This window comes from Chryseobacterium sp. 2987 (assembly GCF_031456375.1).
GTDB classification, from domain to species: domain Bacteria; phylum Bacteroidota; class Bacteroidia; order Flavobacteriales; family Weeksellaceae; genus Chryseobacterium; species Chryseobacterium vaccae.
The window spans coordinates 1-24,825 of the sequence record NZ_JAVDUN010000010.1 but is presented as its reverse complement, the minus strand read 5'-3'; the positions used below and the strand labels follow the sequence as shown (position 1 = coordinate 24,825).

The 24,825-nt window shown below is 38.3% G+C and carries 32 protein-coding genes and 1 other RNA gene; 25 read left to right on the top strand and 8 right to left on the bottom strand.

The genetic code is table 11. From position 1 onward, the window contains the following. Window positions 1-23 precede the first annotated feature (23 nt). Window positions 24-914, top strand: a complete 891-nt coding sequence (locus J2Y40_RS21250) for a DUF72 domain-containing protein (RefSeq protein ID WP_153395009.1) — start codon at window positions 24-26, stop codon at window positions 912-914. Between the two features lie 140 nt (window positions 915-1,054). Next, entirely contained in the window at window positions 1,055-1,285 is a 231-nt protein-coding gene (locus J2Y40_RS21245; protein WP_153395011.1) for a hypothetical protein, read from the top strand. Window positions 1,286-1,328: 43 nt separating this feature from the next. On the opposite strand, the gene J2Y40_RS21240 is transcribed toward J2Y40_RS21245, so the two are convergent. From J2Y40_RS21240 to J2Y40_RS21215, 6 genes are all read right to left on the bottom strand, one after another. Continuing rightward, window positions 1,329-1,847, bottom strand: coding sequence for a hypothetical protein (locus tag J2Y40_RS21240; RefSeq protein WP_231128666.1), 519 nt, complete (start codon window positions 1,845-1,847; stop codon window positions 1,329-1,331). Between the two features lie 263 nt (window positions 1,848-2,110). After that, complete coding sequence (locus tag J2Y40_RS21235) at window positions 2,111-2,755, bottom strand: HD domain-containing protein (protein WP_310001218.1); 645 nt, start codon at window positions 2,753-2,755, stop codon at window positions 2,111-2,113. Further along, entirely contained in the window at window positions 2,752-3,597 is an 846-nt protein-coding gene (locus J2Y40_RS21230) for an alpha/beta fold hydrolase (protein ID WP_153395017.1), read from the bottom strand. Before J2Y40_RS21230 ends, J2Y40_RS21235 begins: the two co-directional genes overlap by 4 nt. 91 nt (window positions 3,598-3,688) lie before the next feature. Further along, the gene (locus J2Y40_RS21225; RefSeq protein ID WP_153395019.1) at window positions 3,689-4,576 is read right to left on the bottom strand and encodes a PfkB family carbohydrate kinase; all 888 of its coding nucleotides are present in this window, start codon (window positions 4,574-4,576) and stop codon (window positions 3,689-3,691) included. Window positions 4,577-4,642: 66 nt separating this feature from the next. Continuing rightward, entirely contained in the window at window positions 4,643-5,278 is a 636-nt protein-coding gene (locus J2Y40_RS21220; RefSeq protein ID WP_153395021.1) for a DUF4241 domain-containing protein, read from the bottom strand. 78 nt (window positions 5,279-5,356) lie between these two features. Further along, window positions 5,357-7,972, bottom strand: a complete 2,616-nt coding sequence (locus tag J2Y40_RS21215; protein ID WP_310001215.1) for a valine--tRNA ligase — start codon at window positions 7,970-7,972, stop codon at window positions 5,357-5,359. A gap of 128 nt (window positions 7,973-8,100) precedes the next feature. On the opposite strand from J2Y40_RS21215, the gene J2Y40_RS21210 reads away from it, so the two are divergent. The 20 genes from J2Y40_RS21210 to J2Y40_RS21115 all read left to right on the top strand — a co-directional run bounded on the left by J2Y40_RS21210 (window position 8,101) and on the right by J2Y40_RS21115 (window position 18,907). Beyond that, entirely contained in the window at window positions 8,101-8,565 is a 465-nt protein-coding gene (locus tag J2Y40_RS21210) for a DUF1573 domain-containing protein (RefSeq protein WP_153395025.1), read from the top strand. 150 nt (window positions 8,566-8,715) lie between these two features. Then, window positions 8,716-9,585, top strand: a complete 870-nt coding sequence (locus J2Y40_RS21205; RefSeq protein WP_310001213.1) for a polyphosphate kinase 2 family protein — start codon at window positions 8,716-8,718, stop codon at window positions 9,583-9,585. Window positions 9,586-9,735: 150 nt separating this feature from the next. Further along, window positions 9,736-10,110: a hypothetical protein gene (locus tag J2Y40_RS21200; protein ID WP_153395029.1), complete on the top strand. Its 375-nt coding sequence runs from the start codon at window positions 9,736-9,738 to the stop codon at window positions 10,108-10,110. Window positions 10,111-10,113: 3 nt separating this feature from the next. Beyond that, on the top strand, window positions 10,114-10,665 hold the full coding sequence (locus tag J2Y40_RS21195) for a hypothetical protein (RefSeq protein ID WP_153395031.1): 552 nt from the start codon (window positions 10,114-10,116) through the stop codon (window positions 10,663-10,665). Window positions 10,666-10,686: 21 nt separating this feature from the next. Then, window positions 10,687-11,214: a hypothetical protein gene (locus J2Y40_RS21190; RefSeq protein ID WP_153395033.1), complete on the top strand. Its 528-nt coding sequence runs from the start codon at window positions 10,687-10,689 to the stop codon at window positions 11,212-11,214. A 131-nt stretch (window positions 11,215-11,345) separates the two neighbouring features. Then, window positions 11,346-11,723 (top strand): hypothetical protein, encoded by a 378-nt coding sequence (locus tag J2Y40_RS21185; RefSeq protein ID WP_153395035.1) that lies wholly within the window; start codon window positions 11,346-11,348, stop codon window positions 11,721-11,723. A 6-nt stretch (window positions 11,724-11,729) separates the two neighbouring features. Beyond that, on the top strand, window positions 11,730-12,272 hold the full coding sequence (locus J2Y40_RS21180) for a hypothetical protein (RefSeq protein WP_153395037.1): 543 nt from the start codon (window positions 11,730-11,732) through the stop codon (window positions 12,270-12,272). A 10-nt stretch (window positions 12,273-12,282) separates the two neighbouring features. Then, window positions 12,283-12,813, top strand: a complete 531-nt coding sequence (locus J2Y40_RS21175) for a hypothetical protein (protein ID WP_153395038.1) — start codon at window positions 12,283-12,285, stop codon at window positions 12,811-12,813. 32 nt (window positions 12,814-12,845) lie between these two features. Beyond that, the gene (locus J2Y40_RS21170) at window positions 12,846-13,223 is read left to right on the top strand and encodes a hypothetical protein (protein ID WP_310001210.1); all 378 of its coding nucleotides are present in this window, start codon (window positions 12,846-12,848) and stop codon (window positions 13,221-13,223) included. Window positions 13,224-13,229: 6 nt separating this feature from the next. Next, a complete protein-coding gene (locus J2Y40_RS21165) occupies window positions 13,230-13,793 on the top strand; it encodes a hypothetical protein (protein WP_153395042.1) in 564 nt (187 codons plus the stop codon). Window positions 13,794-13,835: 42 nt separating this feature from the next. Continuing rightward, entirely contained in the window at window positions 13,836-14,213 is a 378-nt protein-coding gene (locus J2Y40_RS21160) for a hypothetical protein (RefSeq protein ID WP_153395044.1), read from the top strand. Between the two features lie 6 nt (window positions 14,214-14,219). Further along, window positions 14,220-14,777 (top strand): hypothetical protein, encoded by a 558-nt coding sequence (locus J2Y40_RS21155; protein WP_310001207.1) that lies wholly within the window; start codon window positions 14,220-14,222, stop codon window positions 14,775-14,777. A gap of 37 nt (window positions 14,778-14,814) precedes the next feature. Further along, the gene (locus J2Y40_RS21150; protein WP_310001204.1) at window positions 14,815-15,192 is read left to right on the top strand and encodes a hypothetical protein; all 378 of its coding nucleotides are present in this window, start codon (window positions 14,815-14,817) and stop codon (window positions 15,190-15,192) included. A 6-nt stretch (window positions 15,193-15,198) separates the two neighbouring features. Beyond that, window positions 15,199-15,759 (top strand): hypothetical protein, encoded by a 561-nt coding sequence (locus J2Y40_RS21145; RefSeq protein ID WP_153395050.1) that lies wholly within the window; start codon window positions 15,199-15,201, stop codon window positions 15,757-15,759. A gap of 38 nt (window positions 15,760-15,797) precedes the next feature. Further along, window positions 15,798-16,175: a hypothetical protein gene (locus J2Y40_RS21140; RefSeq protein ID WP_153395058.1), complete on the top strand. Its 378-nt coding sequence runs from the start codon at window positions 15,798-15,800 to the stop codon at window positions 16,173-16,175. 65 nt (window positions 16,176-16,240) lie between these two features. After that, on the top strand, window positions 16,241-16,777 hold the full coding sequence (locus tag J2Y40_RS21135; protein ID WP_153395060.1) for a hypothetical protein: 537 nt from the start codon (window positions 16,241-16,243) through the stop codon (window positions 16,775-16,777). A 23-nt stretch (window positions 16,778-16,800) separates the two neighbouring features. Further along, window positions 16,801-17,346 (top strand): hypothetical protein, encoded by a 546-nt coding sequence (locus J2Y40_RS21130; RefSeq protein ID WP_153395062.1) that lies wholly within the window; start codon window positions 16,801-16,803, stop codon window positions 17,344-17,346. 77 nt (window positions 17,347-17,423) lie between these two features. Continuing rightward, window positions 17,424-17,801 (top strand): hypothetical protein, encoded by a 378-nt coding sequence (locus J2Y40_RS21125; protein WP_153395064.1) that lies wholly within the window; start codon window positions 17,424-17,426, stop codon window positions 17,799-17,801. Window positions 17,802-17,806: 5 nt separating this feature from the next. After that, the gene (locus J2Y40_RS21120; protein WP_153395066.1) at window positions 17,807-18,364 is read left to right on the top strand and encodes a hypothetical protein; all 558 of its coding nucleotides are present in this window, start codon (window positions 17,807-17,809) and stop codon (window positions 18,362-18,364) included. A gap of 12 nt (window positions 18,365-18,376) precedes the next feature. After that, the gene (locus J2Y40_RS21115; RefSeq protein ID WP_310001199.1) at window positions 18,377-18,907 is read left to right on the top strand and encodes a hypothetical protein; all 531 of its coding nucleotides are present in this window, start codon (window positions 18,377-18,379) and stop codon (window positions 18,905-18,907) included. A gap of 131 nt (window positions 18,908-19,038) precedes the next feature. Here J2Y40_RS21115 and rnpB read toward each other — a convergent pair. Further along, an RNA gene (rnpB, locus tag J2Y40_RS21110) (RNase P RNA component class A) lies at window positions 19,039-19,363 on the bottom strand. Window positions 19,364-19,754: 391 nt separating this feature from the next. On the opposite strand from rnpB, the gene J2Y40_RS21105 reads away from it, so the two are divergent. Genes J2Y40_RS21105 through J2Y40_RS21095 form a run of 3 tightly spaced genes read left to right on the top strand, consistent with a single transcriptional unit; the run spans window position 19,755 to window position 22,599 of the window. After that, window positions 19,755-20,246 (top strand): RNA polymerase sigma factor, encoded by a 492-nt coding sequence (locus J2Y40_RS21105; protein WP_062702945.1) that lies wholly within the window; start codon window positions 19,755-19,757, stop codon window positions 20,244-20,246. Continuing rightward, the gene (locus tag J2Y40_RS21100; protein WP_153395070.1) at window positions 20,239-20,913 is read left to right on the top strand and encodes a beta-carotene 15,15'-monooxygenase; all 675 of its coding nucleotides are present in this window, start codon (window positions 20,239-20,241) and stop codon (window positions 20,911-20,913) included. The genes J2Y40_RS21105 and J2Y40_RS21100 overlap by 8 nt, the downstream gene beginning before the upstream one ends. Window positions 20,914-20,973: 60 nt before the next feature. Beyond that, entirely contained in the window at window positions 20,974-22,599 is a 1,626-nt protein-coding gene (locus J2Y40_RS21095; RefSeq protein ID WP_310001195.1) for an AMP-binding protein, read from the top strand. Window positions 22,600-23,131: 532 nt separating this feature from the next. On the opposite strand, the gene rpoN is transcribed toward J2Y40_RS21095, so the two are convergent. Then, entirely contained in the window at window positions 23,132-24,595 is a 1,464-nt protein-coding gene (gene rpoN, locus J2Y40_RS21090; protein ID WP_153395074.1) for an RNA polymerase factor sigma-54, read from the bottom strand. Window positions 24,596-24,825 lie beyond the last annotated feature (230 nt).

The window sequence follows — 24,825 nt, the reverse complement described above, 5'->3', positions numbered from 1 at the left end:
TTTAAACAATAAAATAAATTAATATGAAATTCGGACAAGTAGAGGATCCTTCAAAAATAGATTTCACACTACCAAAAGACCACCCGCGCACAAAAGATATTTTAAGCCAGAACAAAAAAGGACTGGATACTATTTCCATTGGATGTGCTAAATGGAATAAAACCGATCTGAAAGGATTTTACCCTAAAGGAACTAAAGACGAACTGACTTATTATGCCACTCAGTTTAATTCTATTGAGCTGAATGCAACATTCTATGGGATGCCTACACCTGAACAGGTAATGACATGGAAAGAAAAAACCCCCGAAAATTTTAAATTTTTCCCTAAAATAACCAATACCGTATCTCATTTCAGAAGACTAATTGATGTAACTGAACCGGTAACTCATTTTGCCCAGGCTGTTATGAATTTCGATGAAAAACTGGGTATGGCTTTCCTTCAGCTTCATGATAATTTCAAGCCAAAAGACTATGACAGACTTGAAAAGTTTGTAAAAGACTGGCCTAAAGAAGTTCCCTTGGCAATTGAGCTCCGGAATACCGAATGGTTTACTAATGAAGAAATTCTGAATACAACCTGCGAGCTGTTTGAGGCTCATAACATCACCAATATTATTGTGGATACTGCAGGAAGAAGAGATATGCTTCACATGCGCCTGACTACCCCAAACGCCTTCATCCGTTATGTGGGAGCCAACGCCGAAAGTGATTATAACCGACTGGATGACTGGATGGAACATTTAACCCGATGGAAAAAAGAAGGTCTTCAGAATCTGTATTTTTTTGTTCATCAGAATGTTGAGAAAGCGTCACCATTGCTTTCTGCTTACTTCATCAAGAAAATGAATGAAGCATGGAAAACAGATCTTCACATTCCTCATATGGCCGTTGAAAGTACAGGCAGTCTTTTTTAATCAGAACAAAAATTATTTCAGTATAAAACAGGCTTCCGAAAATAAAATCTTTCAAAACACTGGTTTATATTGAAAAAATTAGTATTTTAGAGTATACCGATGTTCCCATAGAGCGAGTATACTTTAAAATACGAAATGTCATGGAAAAAAAAATTTGTACAATCAGCATTGTCAGTGATTCGTTGGGCGATGAATATACTTTTTATGAAGATCATAAAATAAAAAGGGTTTACGACAATCATAGTTTAAATTCACACCAGACGGAATGGCTGGAACCTCAGCAGATCAGCAAGCAAAATAAAGATAAATTAATCAGAAGCTGCCCCGAAGAACACAAAGAACAGGTCATGCTTATTCTGGATTATCCTTAATATGAGTAATAGGCAATAGGTAATATACCTGAAAATGTATTACTTATTGCTTATCTTTTCTCAGCAGCAGCACTAAATTCAGAAACAGAAGAAGAAAATCCAGGCTTACCCAGATTCCCAATTTTGCATTTTCATAATTGTAGGCATCTACCTGCTTTTTTGCCATATCAGAGAGCTTTACACTTTGATTGATATAATTCTGCACTTCCACAATCTGATCCATATTTTTATTAGGTACAGAATGCTGGGAAAAATAGACCATATTCTTTTTGCCCAGATACCCTACAATCCAGTATTCATCAGACTTACTCATCTGCAGATATTCAATTCTGTAATATTCCGGACGTATTTTACCGATGTGTCTGGGAAGTAATTCTCCATTGGCATCATGATCAACACTAATCAGATAAAAATCCAGCGTTTGAGGAAGTTTATTAATCACCTGAAGTCCTACTGAATTATCAACAAACCCAACAGCACTTTTTTTAATAAACCAATAGGTAAAAATAGAAATAGAAAAGACTACCGTAAGAATACGAAAGAGTTTTGCCCATTTTGCCATCCTCCCCGATTTTACTTTAGACAAAACCAGAGAAAGCACACAAGCCCAAAAGATAACAAAAATGATAAATTCCATACTGCAAAGATACTGATTTCACCCGAGTTTGGTAAAAACAGAAGATAAAGGCCGGATATAAGGAAGCTTTGTGAAGCCTGAAAACCAATGAAAATTCATTATCAGGCTTATACCATTAGAAAAATTATAGTACGACGGATAATAAAAATGGTACCTTCCCTCTTCCGGCCTTAATTTAAAATATTATATTAGTCAACATTCCATTCTTTGTAGAACTGATCCAGGAACGCCTGCATAAAATCATGTCTTTCCTGAGCCAGTTTTTTACCCGTTTCGGTATTCATCATATCTTTTAAAAGCAGTAGTTTCTCATAGAAATGATTGATGGTAGTTCCGTTCGATTTTTTATACTGGTCTTTGGTCATCCCAAGATCAGGTTTAATTTCCGGATCATACATCGGATTGTTTTTATACCCTCCGAAGTTGAATGTTCTTCCGATCCCAATAGCACCTATTGCATCAATACGGTCTGCGTCCTGAACAATTTTAAGTTCAATGGACGGATTGGCAGGGATTTCAGCTCTGTTTTTAAATGAAATATTCCTAATAATAAACAAAACCTGTTCAATCACTTCTTCCGGAACCTTCTGTTCTTCCAAAAATGCTCTCGAAATTTTCGGAGCTATGGTTTCATCTCCGTTGTGAAATTTAGGATCTGCAATATCATGCAGCAATGCAGACAGCTCTACAACATCATGATTACAATCCTCTGTTGCTGCAATTTTTTTTGAAAGCTTCCATACTCTTTCAATGTGATACCAGTCATGTCCGGCTTCCGCACCTTCCAGTTTTTCTTTTACAAATGCTACCGTGTTTTCAATTACGCTTTTCATGAGTTCTTTAATTCGTTTAAAATAATACTCCAGAGTTTTTGATTATAGCTTCTGAAAAAATTAACATGCCCAATCTCTTTTTTATCAGATTCGGAAGTTTTTACCAGTCGGTAGGTGGGCTTAAGATTAGGATAGGTATCATTCAAAAGACTCAGAACGCCTTTTTCTGTCAGCCATATATCATCTTCAGCACGGATCACGAATGTTTTCTGGGTTAATTTTTTAGAATGATCATCAATTTTCTCCAGCAGCCTGTTGGTTGATTTCTTGTTTAAAATTAAGGTTCTCCAGTCAAATGCGCAATTTTTCGGGAGACTTTCTCCCAGTCCGAACCAATGTGCCGGAAAATATCCTAATAACCTAGTTGTTACAGGCTGTGCAATCCCGAATCCCAGATAGGCTTCAATTTTGGTCTTTCCTTTTAAATTTCCGACAAAAGCGTTTTGTGTACCTACAAAGATAAATTCATCAAACATCACTGAGTCTTCATTCATTCCCAGAATCAATGCTCCTACTGAATGCCCCAGACAATATTTTTTATATTCCGGGAACTTAGCTTTTATATACTGCGTCAATGTTTTATAATCTACTGATCCCCAGGTTCGCATTGAAGCTTTGAATCCTTTCATTTCGGCAGGTTTAGAAAGACCTATTCCTCTGTAGTCATAGGTAATTACAGTAAATCCCTGCTCTGAAAAGTACTGGGCAAAAGAAAAATAGACCTGCTGCTTTACCCCTGTTGCCGAATTAATGAGAAGAAGGCTTCCATTACTTTTTTCAGGCCGAAAAAGGTGTGCTGTAAGTGATATGTGATCCTTTGTAGTAAGCAAAAGTTTTTCCATACAGGTAAAAAGAAAAAATCCACTATAAAAGTGGAAATTTTACTTATCATTTTATACAAAATCTCAGAGTTTCGATATGTGGCAAATAGCTTTAAAAGAAATCTGACATTTGTGGCAGTCCTGTCTGTGATCCTTTTCCTCTGGAAACTCTTGATGAAACTTCATTTCCGAACTTTACACATTCTTCAATAGAATTCCCGTGGCAGAGTGCAATAGCAAATCCTGAGGTAAAAGCATCTCCCATTCCCATTTTATAAACGGTCTCATCTTTATCGTTCCTGTAGTACTTCATTGCCGTTCCATCAAAATAAATGGTGGAATTGGTATCATCTCTTACAAAAACCTTATTGAAATATTTCTTAAGTACTTCTTCCCGCTGTTCTTCACCAAAAAGAATATATAGCTCACTGCTTTTAGCGACAATAAAATCTGCATTTTCGATGAGTTCATCACTGATTTTCATCGCCGGTGAAGCGTAAAGCCCTACTTTCTTGCCATACTTTTTGGCTTTTTTTACAGTATATTCTACTGCTTCCATCGCTACTTCCAGCTGAACAAGCACGAGGTCTGCCGTATGGAAATAACGGTCTGCTTCTTCTATATGTTCTATACTCAAGCAGTTGTTGGCTGCGGGTACTACCACAATGGCTGCATTTCCATTACTGGTTGTTACATATGCTGTTCCGGTTGCTTCACGATCTGTTTCATGAACAAAACCTACGTTTACATTTTCGCTCACCAGGTTTCTCATGATTTGCTGACCCAGAGGATCCATTCCCACACACCCAACAAAGTATACACTGGCTCCAAGTCTTGCTGTTCCAACAGCCTGATTGGCTCCTTTGCCTCCGAAATAGCTGTCTGAATTGACGGCTAAAACCGTTTCATTCGGCTGGGGAAGTTTTTCAGTTTCTAAAACCAGATCAATAGATGAACTGCCTACAACAATAATTTTGGGTTGTTCAGATGAGAAATTCATTGGTGTTTTTCATTAATTTAATAAAAATTTCTTCCGGAAATATCGTTTCAAAAATAGCTAATTTAATTAACTTATTTCAATAAATTCTGTAATTATCTTAACTGGCTTTCCTTCCTTATCATACGCAATATAGCTGGCGTAAAATCCTTCTCCATATCCGGTTTCAAATGCAAAAATAGTTCCCGGATGATCTTCAGAAGGTTTCAGAAAAGCATACTGATCTATAGCTCCGTTTTCATCGAAAAAATATTCATGGAAGAATTCTTCATAAATGCCCATGAAGTCTACACCTTTGCTGTGATAAAGTCTTTTTTCCAGTTCGTTGAGGCTGTTCTGGGTATCTGCATCCATAAAGCATCCCATTCCGCTTTCTACCGGATATCCGAAGACTTCTTCATCTGTAAGATCTTTGATATTCTGGCCTGCAGTAACCGCCATTTTCCAATCTGTAACGGTTTCTGTGCTGAAAATAATTTCAGCATATGCCACACAGTTACTTTCTCTTTCTTTATGCAGCAGAACAGAGAAGTTTCCTTTTGGAAATTCTGTAGAGAAAGACAGCATATCATTGGTGATCAAAGGATCACAAGCCACCAGCTTCCCACTGGAAAGGTAGATCTTTCCGACTTCAAAGCTTTCAAGTAAAGGACTTTCTACAAACTCTTTTGAGAACAGCTTTTTTATATTTTCTATGTGTGTCATTTTAATTCTTCTTTTTAAATTGTCAGGCTGAACACGTTTTGTGCCCAGCCTGACATTTTGATAAAGCTATTGTCTAAGTTACAAACTTTTCAGTTTCTCTTCCAAAATAGCAATTTTATCCTGAGCATCTTTCTGCTTCTTACGTTCTACTTCTACCACTTCCGGTTTGGCGTTGGCTACAAACTTTTCATTGGAAAGCTTCTTTTCTACAGAGATCAGGAAGCCTTTAAGATATTTCAGTTCTTCTTCTGTTTTCTCTTTTTCTTCTCCTAAATCCAGGCTTTCACTTAAAGGAATAGAAACTTCTGTAGCTCCTACTAGGAATGTAAAGCTTGGTTTATCTGTTTTTGTTCCAAAATGAATTTCAGAAACGTTGGCCAGTTTTCTGATCACCGCTTCGTTCGCAAATTCAGTTGCATTGGTATAAATTTCAGCGGCTTCTCTAGGAGAAATCCCTTTAGTCTGACGGTAGTTTCTAATCCCGGAGATCAATTCTTCTGCTATTTCAAACTTTCGGATTACCTCTTCATTAAATTCACCTGCTTTTTTCTGCTGAGCAATGATTAATGCTTCTTCCGTACTTCTTTCTGAAATCAACTGCCAGATTTCTTCTGACTGGAAAGGCATAAACGGATGAACTAATTTCATTAATTCTTCAAAAAGTGCAACCGTTTTATGATAAACATCTTTAGAAATACCTTCTCCATAGTTAGGCTTAATGGCTTCAAGATATGACCCGCAAAAATCGTCCCAAATCAATTTATAGATCAGGTGCAAAGCATCAGAAATTCTAAATTTTGTGAACTGATCATCAATTTCAGCAATGGTTTTATTCAGTTTATTCTCAAACCACTCGATGGTCTGGTTTTCTGTATCATTAGCCGGTTTATCTTCATGATTCCACATATTGATCAAACGGAAGGCACTCCAAATCTTCGTCATAAAGTTTCTTCCCTGAAGCATCAGGTCTTCATCAAAAAGAAGGTCATTTCCGGCTGCAGAACTCAATAAAACTCCTACACGAACTCCATCTGCACCATATTTATCCATTAAATCAATAGGATCCGGAGAATTCCCTAAAGATTTAGACATCTTTCTTCTCTGTTTATCTCTTACGATCCCTGTGAAGTATACATTTTTAAAAGGAACTTCTTTTCTGTACTCCAATCCGGCCATGATCATTCTGGCTACCCAGAAGAAAATAATATCCGGACCTGTTACCAGATCAGATGTTGGATAATAATAATTGATATCCTTGTTTTCAGGATCAAGCAGCCCGTCAAACACAGACATTGGCCATAGCCATGATGAAAACCAGGTATCCAATGCATCATCATCCTGTCTAAGATTTTCTATAACCAGTTCTTGATTTCCGGTTTTCTGTTTTGCTAATTCTAAAGCATCTTCTTTTGTTTCAGCAACTACAAAATCTTCATCTCCGGTTCCATAATAATAGGCTGGAATCTGCTGCCCCCACCAAAGCTGGCGGGAAATATTCCAGTCGCGGATGTTTTCCATCCAGTGTTTATAGGTGTTTTTAAACTTCTCAGGATAAAATTTCACCTCATCATCCATTACTACATCCAAAGCTGGTTTGGCAATTTCAGACATTTTCAGGAACCACTGTACAGAAACTTTAGGTTCAATAACTGCCCCTGTTCTTTCGGATGTTCCTACTTTATTTACATAATCTTCAGCTTTCAGAAAAAGATCTTTTTCCTGCAATTCTTTGGCGATCTGCTTTCTTACCTCAAATCTGTTCTGACCTGCGTAATGAAGCCCGTGCTCATTAAGGTTTCCGTCATCATCCAAAGCATCAATCATCGGAAGATTATGCTTCTGCCCGATTTCGTAGTCATTGGTATCGTGAGCAGGGGTAATTTTCAATGCTCCTGTTCCGAATTCAATATCTACATATTCATCTTCAATAATCGGGATCACTCTGTTAACGATTGGTACAATTACATTTTTACCTTTCAGATGTGCATATCTTTCATCATTCGGATTGATACATATGGCAGTATCTCCGAAAATGGTTTCAGGACGTGTAGTAGCTACCGAAAGGAATTCTTCTGAACCTTCGATTTTATATTTAAGGAAATACAGCTTACCATTCTGTTCTTTAAAGATAACTTCCTCATCTGAAATATTGGTTTTAGCTTCAGGATCCCAGTTTACCATTCTGTAACCTCTGTAGATCAATCCCTTATTATAAAGGTCTACAAAAGATTTGATTACCTGCTGTGAAAGCTTGTCTTCCATGGTGAAACGGGTTCTGTCCCAGTCGCATGAACATCCTAATTTTTTCAATTGATCAAGAATTGTCCCTCCGTATTTATCGGTCCAGTCCCAGGCATGTTTTAAGAATTCTTCACGGGTAATATCAGATTTATTGACCCCTTCAGACTTCAGTTTAGCAACAACTTTAGCTTCAGTAGCAATTGAAGCGTGATCTGTTCCCGGAATCCAGCAGGCATTAAAGCCCTGCATTCTTGCACGACGGACCAGAACATCCTGAATGGTATTGTTAAGCATATGCCCCATGTGTAAGATCCCCGTTACGTTTGGCGGAGGAATTACAACAGTATACGGCGGCTTGTCATTCGGTTCTGAATGGAAGTACTTGTTTTCCATCCAGTAATTGTACCACTTTTGTTCTGTTTCCTGTGGATTGTACTTTTCTGAAATCTGCATAAATTCTATTTCTTTAATTTACAATTTGCAAAAATAGTCTAAAGAAAAAAAATTTTAAGTATGAATTAAAATAATTTTTAACTTTGTTTCTCAAAATTTATCTAACAAACATATTAACATTCAAGAATATGAAAAAATTAATTGCAGGAATTGCATTATTTGGGACATTTGCTCTGGCATCTGCACAGACTATTACATTTGACAGAACTGTTTTTGATTACGGAACGATCAAAACCAATGCTGACGGGACAAGATTCTTCACAGTAACGAACACTGGTGATAAACCTCTGATCATTTCAAATGTAAAACCTTCTTGCGGATGTACAACTCCTGAATTCAGCCAGGACCCGATTATGCCAGGAAAATCTGCTAAAATCAAAGTTGGATACAATACTGCATCAAACGGACCTTTCAATAAAATGATTGAAGTATTTTCTAATGACCCGGCTAACAGCAGAAGTGTAATCCACATTCAAGGGACTGTAGATCCAAACGCTCCTGAACCGAAGCCGTTAACACCTGCAGAGCAGAAAGCTGCTGCTAAGGCTGAGAAAAAAGCTGCTAAACTTGCAAAAAGAGCTGCTGCAAAGTAATCTCTACTTAAAAAAATAAAAGAACCGTCTTCATTTGGAGACGGTTTTTTTATTACATTTATAGTACTGTAGACATAAGATATACGGAATTCTGTTTCAAAAATCCGGATCTACAAGAAATTTAAGACACTTTTTAATCTTTAATACAATATGGACACCAATTTCTCAGACGATTTTCAGATAAATGGAAAATTCTCAATAAAAAAAACATCAACAGCCTATAAAGGAAAGCTCACTAAAGAAGAAGGCGCACAATTGCTGATCAAAGAAAAGGAAAAGCTTCGTGAGCTTCAGGAAAAACTATATGCTGATGGCAGCCAGTCCCTTCTGGTTGTTCTTCAGGCTATGGATGCTGCCGGAAAAGACAGCCTTATTGAGCACGTTTTCGGAGGAGTAAATCCGCAGGGATGTAATGTTACCAGCTTCAAAACACCAAGTTCCAAAGAATATTCCCATGATTTTTTATGGAGGCATTATCTTGCTCTTCCTCAGAAAGGGATGATAGGAATCTTCAACAGATCCCATTATGAAAGTGTTCTGGTGTGTAAAGTACATCCTGAGTATAACCTCAGTGAGAAAACCTGGTCTTCGGTAAAAGATTTTGACAACCAGTTCTGGGAAAACAGATATGAAAGCATCCGGAATTTTGAAAAACATCTGGCTCAAAACGGAACAACGATTGTCAAGATATTTTTAAACGTTTCTAAAGATGAGCAGAAGAAAAGGCTTCTGGACAGAATCAACGAGCAGGAGAAAAACTGGAAATTTTCTACGGGAGATCTTCCCGAAAGAGCTTTATTCAGTCAATATATGGAAGCTTACGAAACGGCGATTAATGAAACCTCAAAAGACCATGCTCCCTGGTATGTGCTTCCTGCAGACAATAAATGGTTTGCAAGAGTAGCCGCTATACAGATCATTATTGATACTCTGGAAAGGATGAATCTAAAGTATCCTCAGCTGGATGAAAAAGAAAAAGCAGGGTTAGACCAAGCTAAAATAACACTTGAAAGTGAATAATCTACTAATGTAACATACTAATTCATAGTTAAATAAAATAGTTAAATTTTATATAAAAATCCCTATTCCATGAATAATATATTGTTCATGTCAGTTTTTTTTATAATTTTATCAAAAATTAAGAACACCAAACCTTATTAACTATTAACTATGAAAAAATTATTATTATCAGCAGCCGCTGTGATATGTCTTGTTTCCTGTAACAATGAAAATGCCTCTGCAAATACTGTACAAAGTATGAAAACACCGCAGATGGAAAACTTCGACAAAGCTTTCAAAAGCCTGGGTGATCCCCAAAACAGACCTACTGAAGAGGAGAAAAAAAGAAATACCTCTGAACTGAGCGACAGAAGAAAAGCACTTCTGGTTCCGGCTTCTAAAGAACTGATCCTTTCCACCGGAGTAACTGAAAACGAACTCATGAGAAAAACAGGTGGTGATATGAGCCAGATCATTGTCTGGGCTACCCAGATCTATATGAAAAAAAGTGATGAGATCCGTAAGAATATCAAATCTGAAAAATAAGTCATGAAAAAGCTTTTATCACTATTAGGAATTCTATCTGTTTCTTTAATGTACGCACAGGGAGGTCCTCTCATCATCATGAACCAGTCTGTGAATTATGATTACCGGGGAAACATTTTTGCCAATAATTTTGCAGGAGCAGGCTGTAACCCAGTTGTAGCCTCTAACAATCCCACCATGTTACGGGTGCCAGCCGGGACTACGGTACAATACGATAATTTCCGGGACCAATATATTCCTGGATCTCAAAGTTCTGTGGCTACCTGGTCGGTTCTTCTTGCGACAGGAGGTACGCCTAGCTTACGCCCCTGGAACCATCCCAGCCTGGTGCCGGGAGGAGTTATTTCCAACAACACGAAATGGTCTATGTCTAAGTTTCAGATGTTTCATGCCGGAACACTTGATCCGGAGACTTATTTTTACGGAAATATCGGAGATGCAGCCAACCCTTGTGTCAATAATGTAGATTACATCAATGCACTTCCAATGGGCGATGCATCGTGGTTTACCATTACTACCGGAGGTACGGTCTATACATATCTGCTCATCAACTAAAACTAATAACCCATATTATCTATGAAAAAAATAGCATTACTTTTATCAGTAGCAGCAGGAGCTCTTGTTTTTGCTCAAAGTTCACCTATTATCATACAGAATTACAGTGTCTCAGATGCAGTGGGCAGATTCCGGACAGGAATGCCGGGAGGGGCTCCGGGACCTCTGATGTATGCGGCACCTAATCCGCCCTATGGTTCTTATACGATTCCGGCCGGAGGTTTTACCCAATATGACTCCTTCAGTACTACGGGAACAGCAACGTTCCCTATTGTCAAATGGTACGTTACAGATTATACCAACCCAGCCAATAATGGAGGATATGACTATAATCATCCGTTTATAACGACAATGAACTCTGTGAATGAATGGGCGGGCTTCCATTTCTGGCTTCACGATCCGGTAACCGGAGCTGCTGATATTTATGAGCTGGGAGATCCTACGATTTATTCAGGATTCAGTAATTCGCTGACCGGTACTTTTTCCAGTGCTGACTGGTTTACGATTACTACGCCTAGTGGCCCCACCACTTATCTGCAGATCTTTTAAAAGAACAACTGCTTTATAGCAGTTTATTTAATTGAACACTATCTATACGGAAGCTTAAATTTTAGACTTCCAAGGTTTTTTAATGTCAATTTCCAAAACATATTCAAGACTTATTTTAATAAAAAGTAATTATGAAAAAGCATTTTTTTATGGCGGCTTTTGCTGCTTTGATTCTGGCTTCATGTAACAACGAAAGTACAGCTGTAAACACAGTAGAAAGCATGAAAACTCCGCAAATGGAGAACTTTGACAAAGCATTCAAGAGTTTGGGAGATCCACAGAACAGGCCTACTGAAGAGGAGAAAAAAAGAAACACCTCTGAACTGAGCGACAGAAGAAAAGCACTTCTGGTGCCTGCTTCCAAAGAGCTGATTCTTTCTTCCGGAGTAACTGAAGCCGAACTGATGAGAAAAACAGGCGGCGATATGAGCCAGATCATTGTTTGGGCCACCCAGATCTACATGAAGAAAAGTGATGAGATCCGTAAAAATATCAAAGCTGAAAAATAATAGTTCATGAAAAAAACATTAGCATTATTAGGTTTAACCATCTCTTCATTAGGATATTCTCAGGGAGGTCCTCTTATTATTAAGAATCTTTCTACAAATTATGATTTTCACGGAAATATTATTGCCAATAATTTCGCGGGAGGCTGTCTGCCTTTCGTAATGTCCCAAGATCCGGAGCAGGTTATAGTACAGGCGGGTAATACGGTACAGTATGATAATTTCCGTGACCAGTATAACGGATCTCTAAGTACAGTAGCTACGTGGTCTGTCAGCGTAAATTCGGGTTTGTTTGGTCCTCGTACATGGAATCATCCAACGATGGTACCTGGAAGCATTATTTCCAAAAACACCCAATGGTCACATTCCAAATTTCAGATGTATCACGCCGGAACTTCTAATGCGGAAACCTATTTTAACGGAAATATTGGTAACAAGAATAATCCCTGCTTATCAGCTTCTGAATATATTGATGCTCTTCCAATGGGAGATGCTTCCTGGTTTACCGTTACGTCCAACGGAACCGTATACACTTATCTGGTCATTAATTAATTGAAATACTATGAAAAAAGTTTCATTTATTTTATTGATAACGGCAGGAGTATTCACTTTTGCCCAAAGCTCGCCTATCATCATACAAAACTATAGTGCTTATGATGCTGCCGGCAGATTCCGGACGGCACCAGCCGGTGGTGTAGCAGGGCCTTATATGTTTGCTTCTCCCAACGCACCCTACGGAATGTATACAGTACCTGCAGGAGGTTTTACCCAATACAATTCATTCAGTACTACGGGAACAGCAACTTTTCCTATTGTCAAATGGTATGTTACAGATTATACCAATCCCGCCAACAATGGAAGCTACGCCTATAATCATCCGTTTATTTCCACGGTAATGAATTCTGCCAATGAATGGGCAAGCTTTCATTTCGTTATTCAGGACCCTGCAACCGGAGCCAGTGATGAGTATAAATTGGGAGATCCAACTATTGACCCGGCATTTAGTAACTCTATTACGGGTTCTATTTCAAGTGCCGACTGGTTTACGATTACTACCCCAAGCGGGCCCACAACTTATCTGCAAATTTTCTAAACCAACTAAAATCTATTTTAATAAAAATAATTATGAAGAAACATTTTCTAATGGCAGCTTTTGCTATTTTAACACTGATCTCGTGTAACAACGAAGGCAATGCCGTCAATACGGTGGAAAGCATGAAAACGCCACAGATGGAAAACTTCGACAAAGCGTTCAAAAGCCTTGGAGATCCTCAAAACAGACCTACTGAAGAGGAGAAAAAAAGAAACACCTCTGAACTGAGCGACAGAAGAAAAGCACTTTTAGTTCCGGCCTCCAAAGAGCTGATTCTTTCTTCCGGAGTAACTGAAGCCGAACTGATGAGAAAAACAGGCGGCGATATGAGCCAGATCATTGTTTGGGCAACCCAGATCTACATGAAGAAAAGTGACGAAATCCGTAAAAATATTAAATCTGAAAAATAAAATACCATGAAAAAAGTTTTAGCATTACTAAGTTTAGCAGCCTTTTCTTTAGGCTATGCACAGGGAGGAACTCTTATTCTCAACAACTATTCCAAGTATGATTTTTATGGATATATCATCGCTAATAATACCACGGGAAACTGTTATCCTCACATAAGTTCAGCTAACCCTGAAATGGTCCGGGTTCCTTATGACTCCCACATGGGGAATGGTAAAGCTCTCGTTTACGAAAATTACAGAGATCAATATACTTCATCTTTATATCCTATGGCCACATGGTCAGTAGCTTTGGCAAGCGGAAGTTCAAGTATCACCCCGAGAGCATGGAACAATCCTTCTATGGCACCGGGCCTTGTTCTTTCAAACAACACTAAATGGGCCACTACTAAATTTGTGATGTATTATCCGGGTACCACAGACCTCGCTCCGGATAACTTCAACGGAGCAGTTACTCTATTTAACAACTGTTACAGTGCACCAAGCAACTTTACTACCCCATCAGGAAACGGCGCAGAAATATTTAGCATAACCAGTGGAACGGATACGATCACTTACATCCAGCTTTTCTGATGCCATCAGGTTTTAAACAATTATACTTACATCTTAATTACTATGAAAAAACATTTTTTACTCACGGCATTTGCTGCTTTAACGCTCATCTCGTGTAATAACGAAGGAAGTACAACCAATACAGTGGAAAGCATGAAAACGCCACAGATGGAAAACTTTGACAAGGCGTTCAAAAGTCTGGGAGATCCACAAAACAGACCTACTGAAGAGGAGAAAAAAAGAAACACCTCTGAACTGAGCGACCGAAGAAAAGCCCTTCTGGTTCCGGCCTCCAAAGAGCTGATTCTTTCTTCCGGAGTAACTGAAGCCGAACTGATGAGAAAAACAGGCGGCGATATGAGCCAGATCATTGTCTGGGCTACCCAGATCTACATGAAGAAAAGTGAGGAGATCCGTAAGAACATTAAATCCGAAAAATAAATAATCATGAAAAAAGTTTTAGCCATATTAAGTTTAGCGGCCTGCTCTTTAGGTTATGCTCAGAAGGGACCTCTTATCCTTAACAATTATTCTGTTTATGAGTTTAGAGGAGTTATTTTTGCCAGTAATGAACTCGGAACAAACTGCTATCCTTATATAACTTCCCAAGGTCCTGACGAAATTATTATTCCGGCCGACTCGCATATGGGAAATGGAAAAGCACTCATCTACGATAATTATAGAGATCAATTTACCAACTCTTTATATCCTACTGGAATCTGGAGGGTAACCCTTTCGAATACATCTTCAACACAAAGCCCTTGGAACGCACCGTCTTTACTGCCTACCGGGGTTATTTCAGCCAACACAAGATGGTCAGGCACCAAATTCGGAATGTTTCATCCAGGAACCAATGACGGTGTCTGGGGCTTCGGCGGTCCATTAGTGCTTCCCAACAGCTGTTATGATGCTCCTAGTAATATTACCACTCCTGATGGAAACAGTGCGGAAATCTTTACCATCACCGTTGACAAAGTTACAACCACTTATATTCAGCTTTACTGATCTCATCAGGTTTTAAACAATTATACTTAAATCTATTATGAAAAAACATTTTTTACTGGCAGCTTTTGCCACTTTAACACTGATCTCGTGTAACAACGAAGGCAATGCCGTCAATACGATGGAAAGCATGAAAACGCCACAGATGGAAAACTTCGACAAAGCGTTCAAAAGCCTTGGAGATCCTCAAAACAGACCTACTGAAGAGGAGAAAAAAAGAAACACCTCTGAACTGAGCGACAGAAGAAAAGCACTTTTAGTTCCGGCCTCCAAAGAGCTGATTCTTTCTTCCGGAGTAACAGAAGCAGAACTGATGAGAAAAACAGGTGGTGATATGAGCCAGATCATTGTCTGGGCTACCCAGATCTACATGAAGAAAAGTGATGAGATCCGTAAAAATTTAAAATCTGAAAAATAAAATACCATGAAAAAAGTTTTAGCCATATTAAGTCTGGCTGTCTGCTCTTTAGGCTATGCTCAAAAAGGCCCTCTTATCGTCAACAATTATTCTATATATGATTTTAAAGGGGTTGTTTTTGCCAGTAATGAATCAGGAGCAACCTGTTCTCCTTATGTTACTACCAGAGATCCTGATGAAATTGTAATTCCGGCTGATTCTCATATGGGAAATGGGAAAGCACTCGTTTATGACAATTATAGGGATCAATTTACCAACTCTTTATATCCTACAACAACCTGGACTGTAAGCCTGTCAGCCACATCCGTAACTCCAAGAGCCTGGAACCATCCATCTTTATTACCTACCGGAGTTATTTCAGCTAATACAAGGTGGTCTGGCACAAAATTCAGAATGTTTTACGCAGGAACCAATGATCTTGCTCCAGGCGGCTTCGATGGTCCATTAGTGCTTCCTAACAGCTGCTATAACGCTCCAAGCAGCATTAGTACTCCCTTAGGAAACACCGGGGATATTTTTACCGTAACCAGCGGAGCAACAACAATCACTTACATTCAGTTTTTCTAACACTACTCCCAACTTAAAAAAAATTTTAATCTATTATTATGAAAAAACATTTTTTACTGACAGCATTTGCCGCTTTAACTCTATTGTCATGTAACAACGAAAGTTCTGCTGTAAACACTGTGGAAAGTATGAAAACGCCACAAATGGAAAACTTCGACAAAGCATTCAAAAGTTTGGGTGATCCACAAAACAGACCTACTGAAGAGGAGAAAAAAAGAAACACCTCTGAACTGAGCGACAGAAGAAAAGCCCTTCTGGTTCCCGCTTCCAAAGAGCTGATTCTTTCTACCGGAGTAACTGAAAGCGAACTGATGAGAAAAACAGGCGGTGATATGAGCCAGATCATTGTCTGGGCTACCCAGATCTATATGAAGAAAAGTGATGAGATCCGTAAGAATATCAAATCGGAGAAATAATCATCTGCTTCTCCGTAATACTTACTCTCATCCCTATTTTAACTCTAAAATACATATTTAATTCTATGAAAAAATTAACCATTATACTTAGCATTGCAGCAGGAATCTCTGCTTCAGCACAATCAACTCCTTTACAGGTAAATAATTATAATCCTGATTATATTGCAGTAGGCAGACTGATGACCAAAAGTACAACTCCTTACGCCCCTTATATGTATGCCATTGGTACCTACCCTTCTACCAATTATACCATTCCTATTAATGGTGACAGCTACTACGATCATTTCGATACTACCGGAACAGCCAACATCCCGATCCTTTATTGGAATTATGTGGATCCTTTAAACCCGGCCAATTCAAACACTTACCCTTACAACCACCCTCTTATTACTGCAATTAATTCTACTAATGAATGGGAAGGTTATGCTTTTAGTCTCAGGGATAGCAACGGGCAATCTGTAGATTCTTTTGAAGTAGGTGATCCGGTACTTTCAGGAGGGTTTTTACAGCCCAATCAAAGCGGGTATAATACGCCATCTTTTGCAGAGTGGTTCACGATAACCTCCGGAACAGGCAATATAACCTACCTCCAGATTTATTAATCCCAATGATAAAATAAAAAAGTATGAAGAAAATCCTAACATTATCCGGCATCATTATCTCTTCGTTTGCTTTTTCACAGGGAACACTTATTGTTAATAATTACTCACCCTATGAACTTCGTGGCCTTGTTATGGCAGATAACGCCAATAATGCGGGCAACAGCTGTTTTCCGCGTGCAGGTAATAATATTACTGTACCGGCTAATGCCAATATGGGTAACGGGCTTCAGCTTGAATATACGAATTATCGGGATCAGTTCAATTCTTCCTTATATCCTATGGCGACCTGGAATTATGCATTCAGCGCTACAAACGGAAGCCAGGGGGTATCCTGGAACGATCCTGTCTTTGATCCTGCCGGACCTCTTTCCACCACTACCAGATGGAGCACCATTAAATTTCAAACATTTTACCCGGGAACCAACAACAATGTGATTGGTCTCATAGGTAATTTAAGTGTTGCCAATAATCCGTGCCAACCCCTGATGCCGTGGTATATAGATTATCCTTCCGGAAATTATGCGGAAATGTTCAGAATAGGAGACATAACCTATATCAGTCTTTATTAGAAAATTAATCTTTTTAACCATGTTGAAATAAGGTATTCCTGCCTTATTTCAACATTAAAAATAAATCTAAAATAATTATGAAAAAACATTTTCTGCTGGCAGCATTTGCCTCCTTAATACTGACCTCATGTAACAACGAAGGCTCAGCTACCAATACGATGGAAAGCATGAAAACTCCGCAAATGGAAAACTTCGATAAAGCATTCAAAAGTTTGGGAGATCCACAAAACAGACCTACGGAAGAGGAGAAAAGAAGAAACACCTCTGAACTGAGCGACCGAAGAAAAGCACTTTTAGTTCCCGCTTCCAAAGAGCTGATCCTTTCTACCGGAGTAACTGAAAACGAGCTGATGAGAAAAACAGGCGGTGATATGAGCCAGATCATTGTCTGGGCTACCCAGATCTACATGAAGAAAAGTGATGAAATCCGTAAAAATATTAAATCTGAAAAATAATAGATATGAAAAAAGGACTCGCATTACTAAGTCTTGCTGCTTTTTCTTTTGGATCTGCTCAGAAAGGCCCTCTCATCCTGAACAATTATTCCAAGTATGATTTTGAAGGATATATTATAGCCAGTAATTCTGATGGAGGCTGCTATCCGTTGGTTACTTCTGCTGATCCCGACCTTGTTAAAATTCCTGCCGACTCTCATATGTACAACGGACATGAACTGAGATATAATGATTATCAGGATCAGTTTAACAATTCTTTATATCCTATGGCTGCCTGGTCTGTTATGTTATCAGCAACCAATACGACTACAATCCCATGGAATGATCCGTCTTTAAGTCTTGGAGGATTTATTTCCGACAATACAAAGTGGGCTGCATCAAAGTTTGCCATGTATTATCCGGGAACCCATAACAATGCTCCTGACAACTTCGGAGGTACCGTATCTATTTTCAGCAACTGTTATAATACAACACCTAATTTCACTACTCCTTCAGGAAATATGGCAGAAATATTCACCATAGACGACGGAGTAACACTCTATACTTACATTCAGCTTTACTAAAATGATTTACTCATGAAGAAAGTTTTAATACTATCCGGGCTGGCAATGACTTCACTGGCTTACTCACAGGGAATACTTATTATCAATAATTATTCGAAATATGATTTTTCCGGCACTTTGATAGCAGGAAGTACCTCAGCTGCTAATGGATGCTATCCAAGGGTTGGAAATACAGATATCGTTAAGATACCTGCTGATTCCCATACAGGAAACGGAAAAGAACTTATGTATAAAGATTATCAATCTCAATTTACAAATTCCCTCTATCCTACAACTACCTGGGAAGTTTACCAGAATCCCTTGAACCACACCGTAATGTCATGGGATGATCCAAATCTGGCACCCGGAGGTACAATTTCTACGACCACCCAATGGTATGCTACCAAATTCAGTACCTCATTACTGGAGTTCCATGCTAATTTAGCATTAATCACCCCATGTAACCCTAATTCTATGGATACGTATACCACTCCTTCCGGTAACGAATTCGCAGAGATCTTTACCATTAACGGCACTACTTATCTACAGTTGTATTCACTTTAAACCTTACATTCATGATTTGTGGTCGTAAAGAATGCAGATCATTATCTATAAGGCCGGAATCAGTTCCGGTCTTTTTCAAGTAGCTGGAAGTTTGAAAAAAAAGACATTTTATAAGGAAATGGGCCAGGAAAAATACGAGAAAATCTATAAGCCGGATTTTGTACTTCCGAAGAAGTGCCTGTTATTTATCTACATTTTACATTACTGCAAAATTTGAGCTGATTACCCCTCGGCTTTCAGGACGAGCCGCCCCTATTTTCATTGCTGAAAAGAACCGATATACTTATCATTGCACCACAAAGAGTTTACCTGGTTTCACTACAGCCGAACTGTACCTGCTTTCTGTTGCACTTGTCCTACCCTCACGGGTGACGGATGTTATCCGCTTTGCTGCTCTACGGTGTCCGGACTTTCCTACCTCCCGTAAAACGGGAAATCAACAAGCCGATTTTCTCGCGAATGCAAAGATACAGGATAATTTGAAAATACAGCCATGCTCTGATTTGAAAATTAAACTATTCTCAATTCATGATCAGAAGGTTTGAAGCTGGGAGCCGGAATAGGGAAGTTATAAAAGTCATTAAGAATAACTGTTTATTTGTTTTTATTCTTTTTATGACATTAAAATTTTATAGTGATTGTCAATAGATATAACCAAAAGTAACTTTCGGCTTCCATCTAACTTCATTAACCCAAACTCAGATTAAATTAAAAACAGGAACGATATTTCAAAGGTTTCTTTAATTATTTTTATGAATTTCAACAAAAATTTTCAAATTTTCAAATTAAACCATTTTCAAATTAATAAATTACCGCATTATTATTATCTTCGTGCCATTATAAATTTATGAGTTCAAGAGAAAAAGAATTTGCGCAGCTTATTAAAGATAATCAGGGCCTGATTATTAAAGTTTCGCGCTTGTACACCAATTCTCTCGAAGATGAAGAAGATCTTTTTCAGGAAATTGTTCTCCAGCTTTGGAGAAGTTATGATTCCTTTAAAGGAAACTCCAAAATTTCTACATGGATGTACCGTGTAGCCCTTAATACAGCCATTACCCTTTTTCGGAAAAAAAGCAAAAGTCTTCCTACCAATGAACTGGACATTAACCATAAAGATTTTGTGGAAGATGATGATGAAAAACAGCAGCAGATCTCGCTTCTGTACACCGTAATCAAAACGTTACCGAATGTAGAAAGAGCAATTGTAATGATGTATCTTGACGACCTGCCCTATAAGGATATTGCAGAAAACCTTGGGATCACCGAGGTCAATGCCCGTGTGAAAATGAACAGATTAAAGAAAACCCTTAAAGAACAGATGGAAAAATATGCCTGATTTTGATTTAGATAGCTTTAAGAAAACATGGCAGGAGCAGCCTGTTCAGCCGAAATATGACAGCACCGAAATCCTTCAGATGCTGAACAGAAAATCACGTAATTATGTGAAATATATTTTCTGGATCAGTGTTGTTGAATTTTTATTCTTTTCTGTACTTGGAGTATTTTATTTTTTCCAGGGGGACGAATCTGACAGTTTCCGCAAAATTCTTGAAAAACTGGGAGCACAGGAATCTCCTGAACTGGAAAACAATTTCGACTTTGCTTATTTAGCCATTAAAATCATAGGCCTCATGATCACCGCTTATTTTGTTTTCAAATTCTACCAGAATTACCGTAAAATAAAAATAGAAGAAAACCTTAAAGGGTTGATTACACGAATTATCAAGTTTAAAAATACGGTGAATGCTTTTATTCTGATCAGTATTGTTCTGCTTATAGCTTTTACTCTGGTTTTCTCGGCATTTATCTTTTATATTCTGAATTCCCAAAATATACAGCCTTCCAATTCTAACCTTGCGATTGTTATTATAGGAACCATTGTCAGTATGATTTTGTGCATACTGCTGATCTGGCTGTATTACAGACTTGTTTATGGTATTATCATCCGGAAACTCGACAAAAATTTAAAACAGCTTAAAGAAATAGATTCTCAGGAAAATTAACTGGTATAGGCTCATAATTCAGGATTTATTCATTAATTTTATTCCACCAAACCTTGAATTATGCCATTATCTTATGTCTATGGGACTTCTGAGACTCCGCTATTGGGACAAACGATCGGAGGAAATCTTAAAAACACCGTTGAAAAATATCCCCGCCAGGAAGCATTAGTCTGTGTTCATCAGAATTACAGAGCAACTTATCAGGAATTTTATAATCAGACCACTGCTGTTGCAAAAGCACTGATCTTTTTGGGAGCAAAAGCCGGAGACAGAATTGGTATCTGGTCTTCCAACCGCTATGAATGGGTGCTTCTACAATATGCCACTGCCCGTATCGGAACCATTCTCGTGAATATTAATCCCGCCTATAGAACGCACGAGTTGACCTATGTCATCAACCAATCTGAGATACGGTTCATCTTTTCTTCATTAAGCTTTAAAAGCAGTAATTATAAAGAAATGGTGGAATACGCCAAAGAAGTCTGCCCTTCTCTGGAACACGAAATATTTTTCGATCATAACTGGGAAGATTTTCTCAATAACGGGCAGGATACTTCAGACGATACCCTGCACAGCTTTGAGGAACATGTACAGTTTGATGATCCTGTCAATATCCAATATACCTCCGGAACGACAGGTTTTCCGAAAGGAGTAACGCTTTCCCATCATAATATTCTTAATAATGGTTATTTTATTGGTATTCGTCTGAAATATTCATCAAAAGACCGGGTTTGTATTCCTGTTCCGTTTTATCACTGCTTCGGAATGGTGATCGGTAATATTTGCTGTACGGCCCATGGCGCCTGTATGGTGATTCCCAATGACAGTTTTGACCCGGACCTTACTTTAAAAGCTGTTTCCGATGAAAAATGCACTTCTCTCTATGGAGTTCCTACCATGTTTATTGCAGAACTGGCTGTAAAAGATTTTAACACCTATGATTTTTCAAGTCTGAGAACAGGAGTTATGGCAGGTTCAGTCTGTCCGCCGGAGATTATGAAAAAGGTTGAAAGCCTGATGAATATTAAAGAAATGAGCATCTGCTACGGAATGACTGAAACCTCACCCGTTTCTACACAAACCCTGATTGGTACTCCTTTAGAAAAACAGGTAAGCACGGTAGGAACCGTTCAGGATCATCTCGAAATAAAGATCATTGATGAAAACGGAAAGATTTTAAACCGGGGCGAGCATGGAGAACTCTGCACCAGAGGCTATTCTGTTATGCTGAAATACTGGAATGATCCGGAAAATACCCGAAAAGTTCTGGATGATGCCCGCTGGATGCATACCGGAGATATGGCTGTAATGGATGATGACGGCTACATCACCATTTCCGGAAGGATCAAAGACCTGATTATCCGCGGTGGTGAAAATATTTCTCCTAAAGAAATTGAGGACTTTTTATATACCTACCCCAATATCCTCGATGTCCAAATCATTGGAGTTCCCAGTGAAAAATTCGGAGAAGAAGTTATGGCGTGGATCAAAATCAGAAAAGGTTTTGAGGTGACCGAATCCGAACTTCTGGAATACTGTAAAGGAAGAATTGCCCATTATAAAGTCCCGAAATACTGGAAATTTGTGGATGAATTCCCGATGACCATCTCCGGAAAAATACGAAAAGTTGAAATGCGGGAAATTTCGATGAAAGAACTGGGACTGGATGGTTTTAAACGGTCGTAATACCCAGCAATTCTCTCTGATTCTGATACTTTTTATAGGTTTTGGCTAAAGCCAATGGATTGTCTTTTTATTTAGGCGGGCTTTAGCCCGCCTCTATTGAATAAATTCTACAGAATACATTAAAAGATTTTTCAGAAGAGATTGTTTTGGATGTTTTTTATGACAGATTTTGCGGGTTGAACAGATCTATTCTCACCCAATAAAAATCGTAGATTTTTATTCTTTTATGAACTTCTATGCGTGAAGCTTTAAACTTAAAAATTTAAGGTGTTAAATTCTCTTGTGTCTTTTGTGGTTTTAAAAATTCATTGCACGGGTTTCCCACAGATAGCTCAGATTTACACAGATTGCTGTAGTATATTCTGTTGAAAACCTTTGGTTTTCTTGCGCCTTAAAAACAGTTAGCTATTAAAAACATTGCGGCATTGAGTTTACCGACATTCAGAACATTATTTTTTTATTACTCTGTAAAATTGATATAAACCCGGAGTACAATAATAAAGGCTGTCTTTTGAGGACAGCCTTATGTATTTTAAAGTTCTTTTCTTAATCTCGCTACCGGAATATTGAGCTGTTCACGGTATTTGGCGATGGTTCTTCTGGCGATGTTGTACCCCTGTTCTTTAAGGATCACTACCAGCGCATCATCAGTAAGCGGTTTTCTCTTATTCTCTTTATCAATAACCTCCTGAAGGTGGGTTTTAATTTCTTTGGTAGAAACTTCTTCACCATCATCATTGGTAAGGCTGTCTGAGAAAAGGTCTTTCAGATAAATAATTCCATTTGGTGTATCGGCATATTTGCTTTTTACCACTCTTGAAATGGTAGAAATATCGAATCCGGTAATGTCTGCAACATCTTTCAGGATCATTGGTTTAAGAGATTTCTCATCACCCGTGATGAAATAGTCCTTCTGGAACTTTACAATAGCTGTAATCGTCTGAAGAAGGGTATTCTGACGCTGATTAATCGCATCAATATACCATTTGGCAGCATCAAGCTTTTGCTTGATAAACAGTGCCGCCTGTTTGTGCTCAGAAGAGTTTTTATCGTGTGAATAAGTCGTCAGAATGTCTTTGTATTCTTCAGAAACTCTTAAAGTAGGTGCATTTTTGCTGTTCAGCATAGGGATAACCAAGCCGTCTTTCACCTGGATCACAAAATCCGGAATAATTTCCTGATTAATCGTGATGGTCTGGGTATCAAAATTCCCGCCTACTTTCGGAGACAATTTGGAGATCTCCTCCAGGGCATCTTTAAGATCTTCTTCTTCAATATCATATTTCTGGATGATCTTATTATAGTGCTTGTTGGTAAGGGCATCAAACTGATGTCTCAGAATATTGGCAGCTAAAGAAACTGCTTTATCAGAGCTTACTTTCTTTTCGATCTGAAGCAGAAGACATTCCTGAAGTCCGCGTGCGCCAACGCCTGGCGGATCCAGTTTCTGAACATAATTTTCCAGAATATCATCCACTTTTTCTTTGGTAGTATAGATTCCCTGTGAAAATGCAAGATCGTCCACAATAGATTTGATTTCTCTTCTCAGATATCCATCTGTATCAAGGTTTCCAATGATATATTCAGCAATTTTCAGATCTTCTTCACTGATGTTGATCAGATGAATCTGCTCCGTCAGATAATCATACAGCGATTGTCCTTCTGTCAGAAGGCTTTCGTTATCAAATTCCTCGTCATCCGGAGAATAGTTGCTGGATGCTGTTTTATAGCTGGGTTCGTCGTCATAAAGATACTCGTTAACATCAAAATCTGTTTCAATGCTTTCCGTACCTTCATCCTGATAGGCTTCTTCCAGAGAAGAATAATCATCTTCTTTAGAATCTTCTTTTACAATTTCCAAAGCAGGATTCTCTTCAAGCTCTCTTTCCAGCTCCTCTTCAAATTCCAGGGTATGCAGCTGTATAAGCTTCATCAGCTGGATCTGCTGAGGAGCAAGCTTCTGTCCTAATTTGAGTTGTAAGTGTTGTTTAAGCATATTTGTATTTGTGTTTTAACATAACATATTCCACGAATTTAATAAATTTATTTGATAAAAAACACCCCTAGCATGATTTTTGCTGTATACTTTCCTAGATAATAAACTATAAAAAAATAAAAAAGCCTTAATTTTTATAGACTGCACCCAAAAGTTTAGACAAAATTAAACAATATTATTATATGAAAGAGTTCGGTACTGTACCGGACTCTTTCCTTTTAGATTAAGTC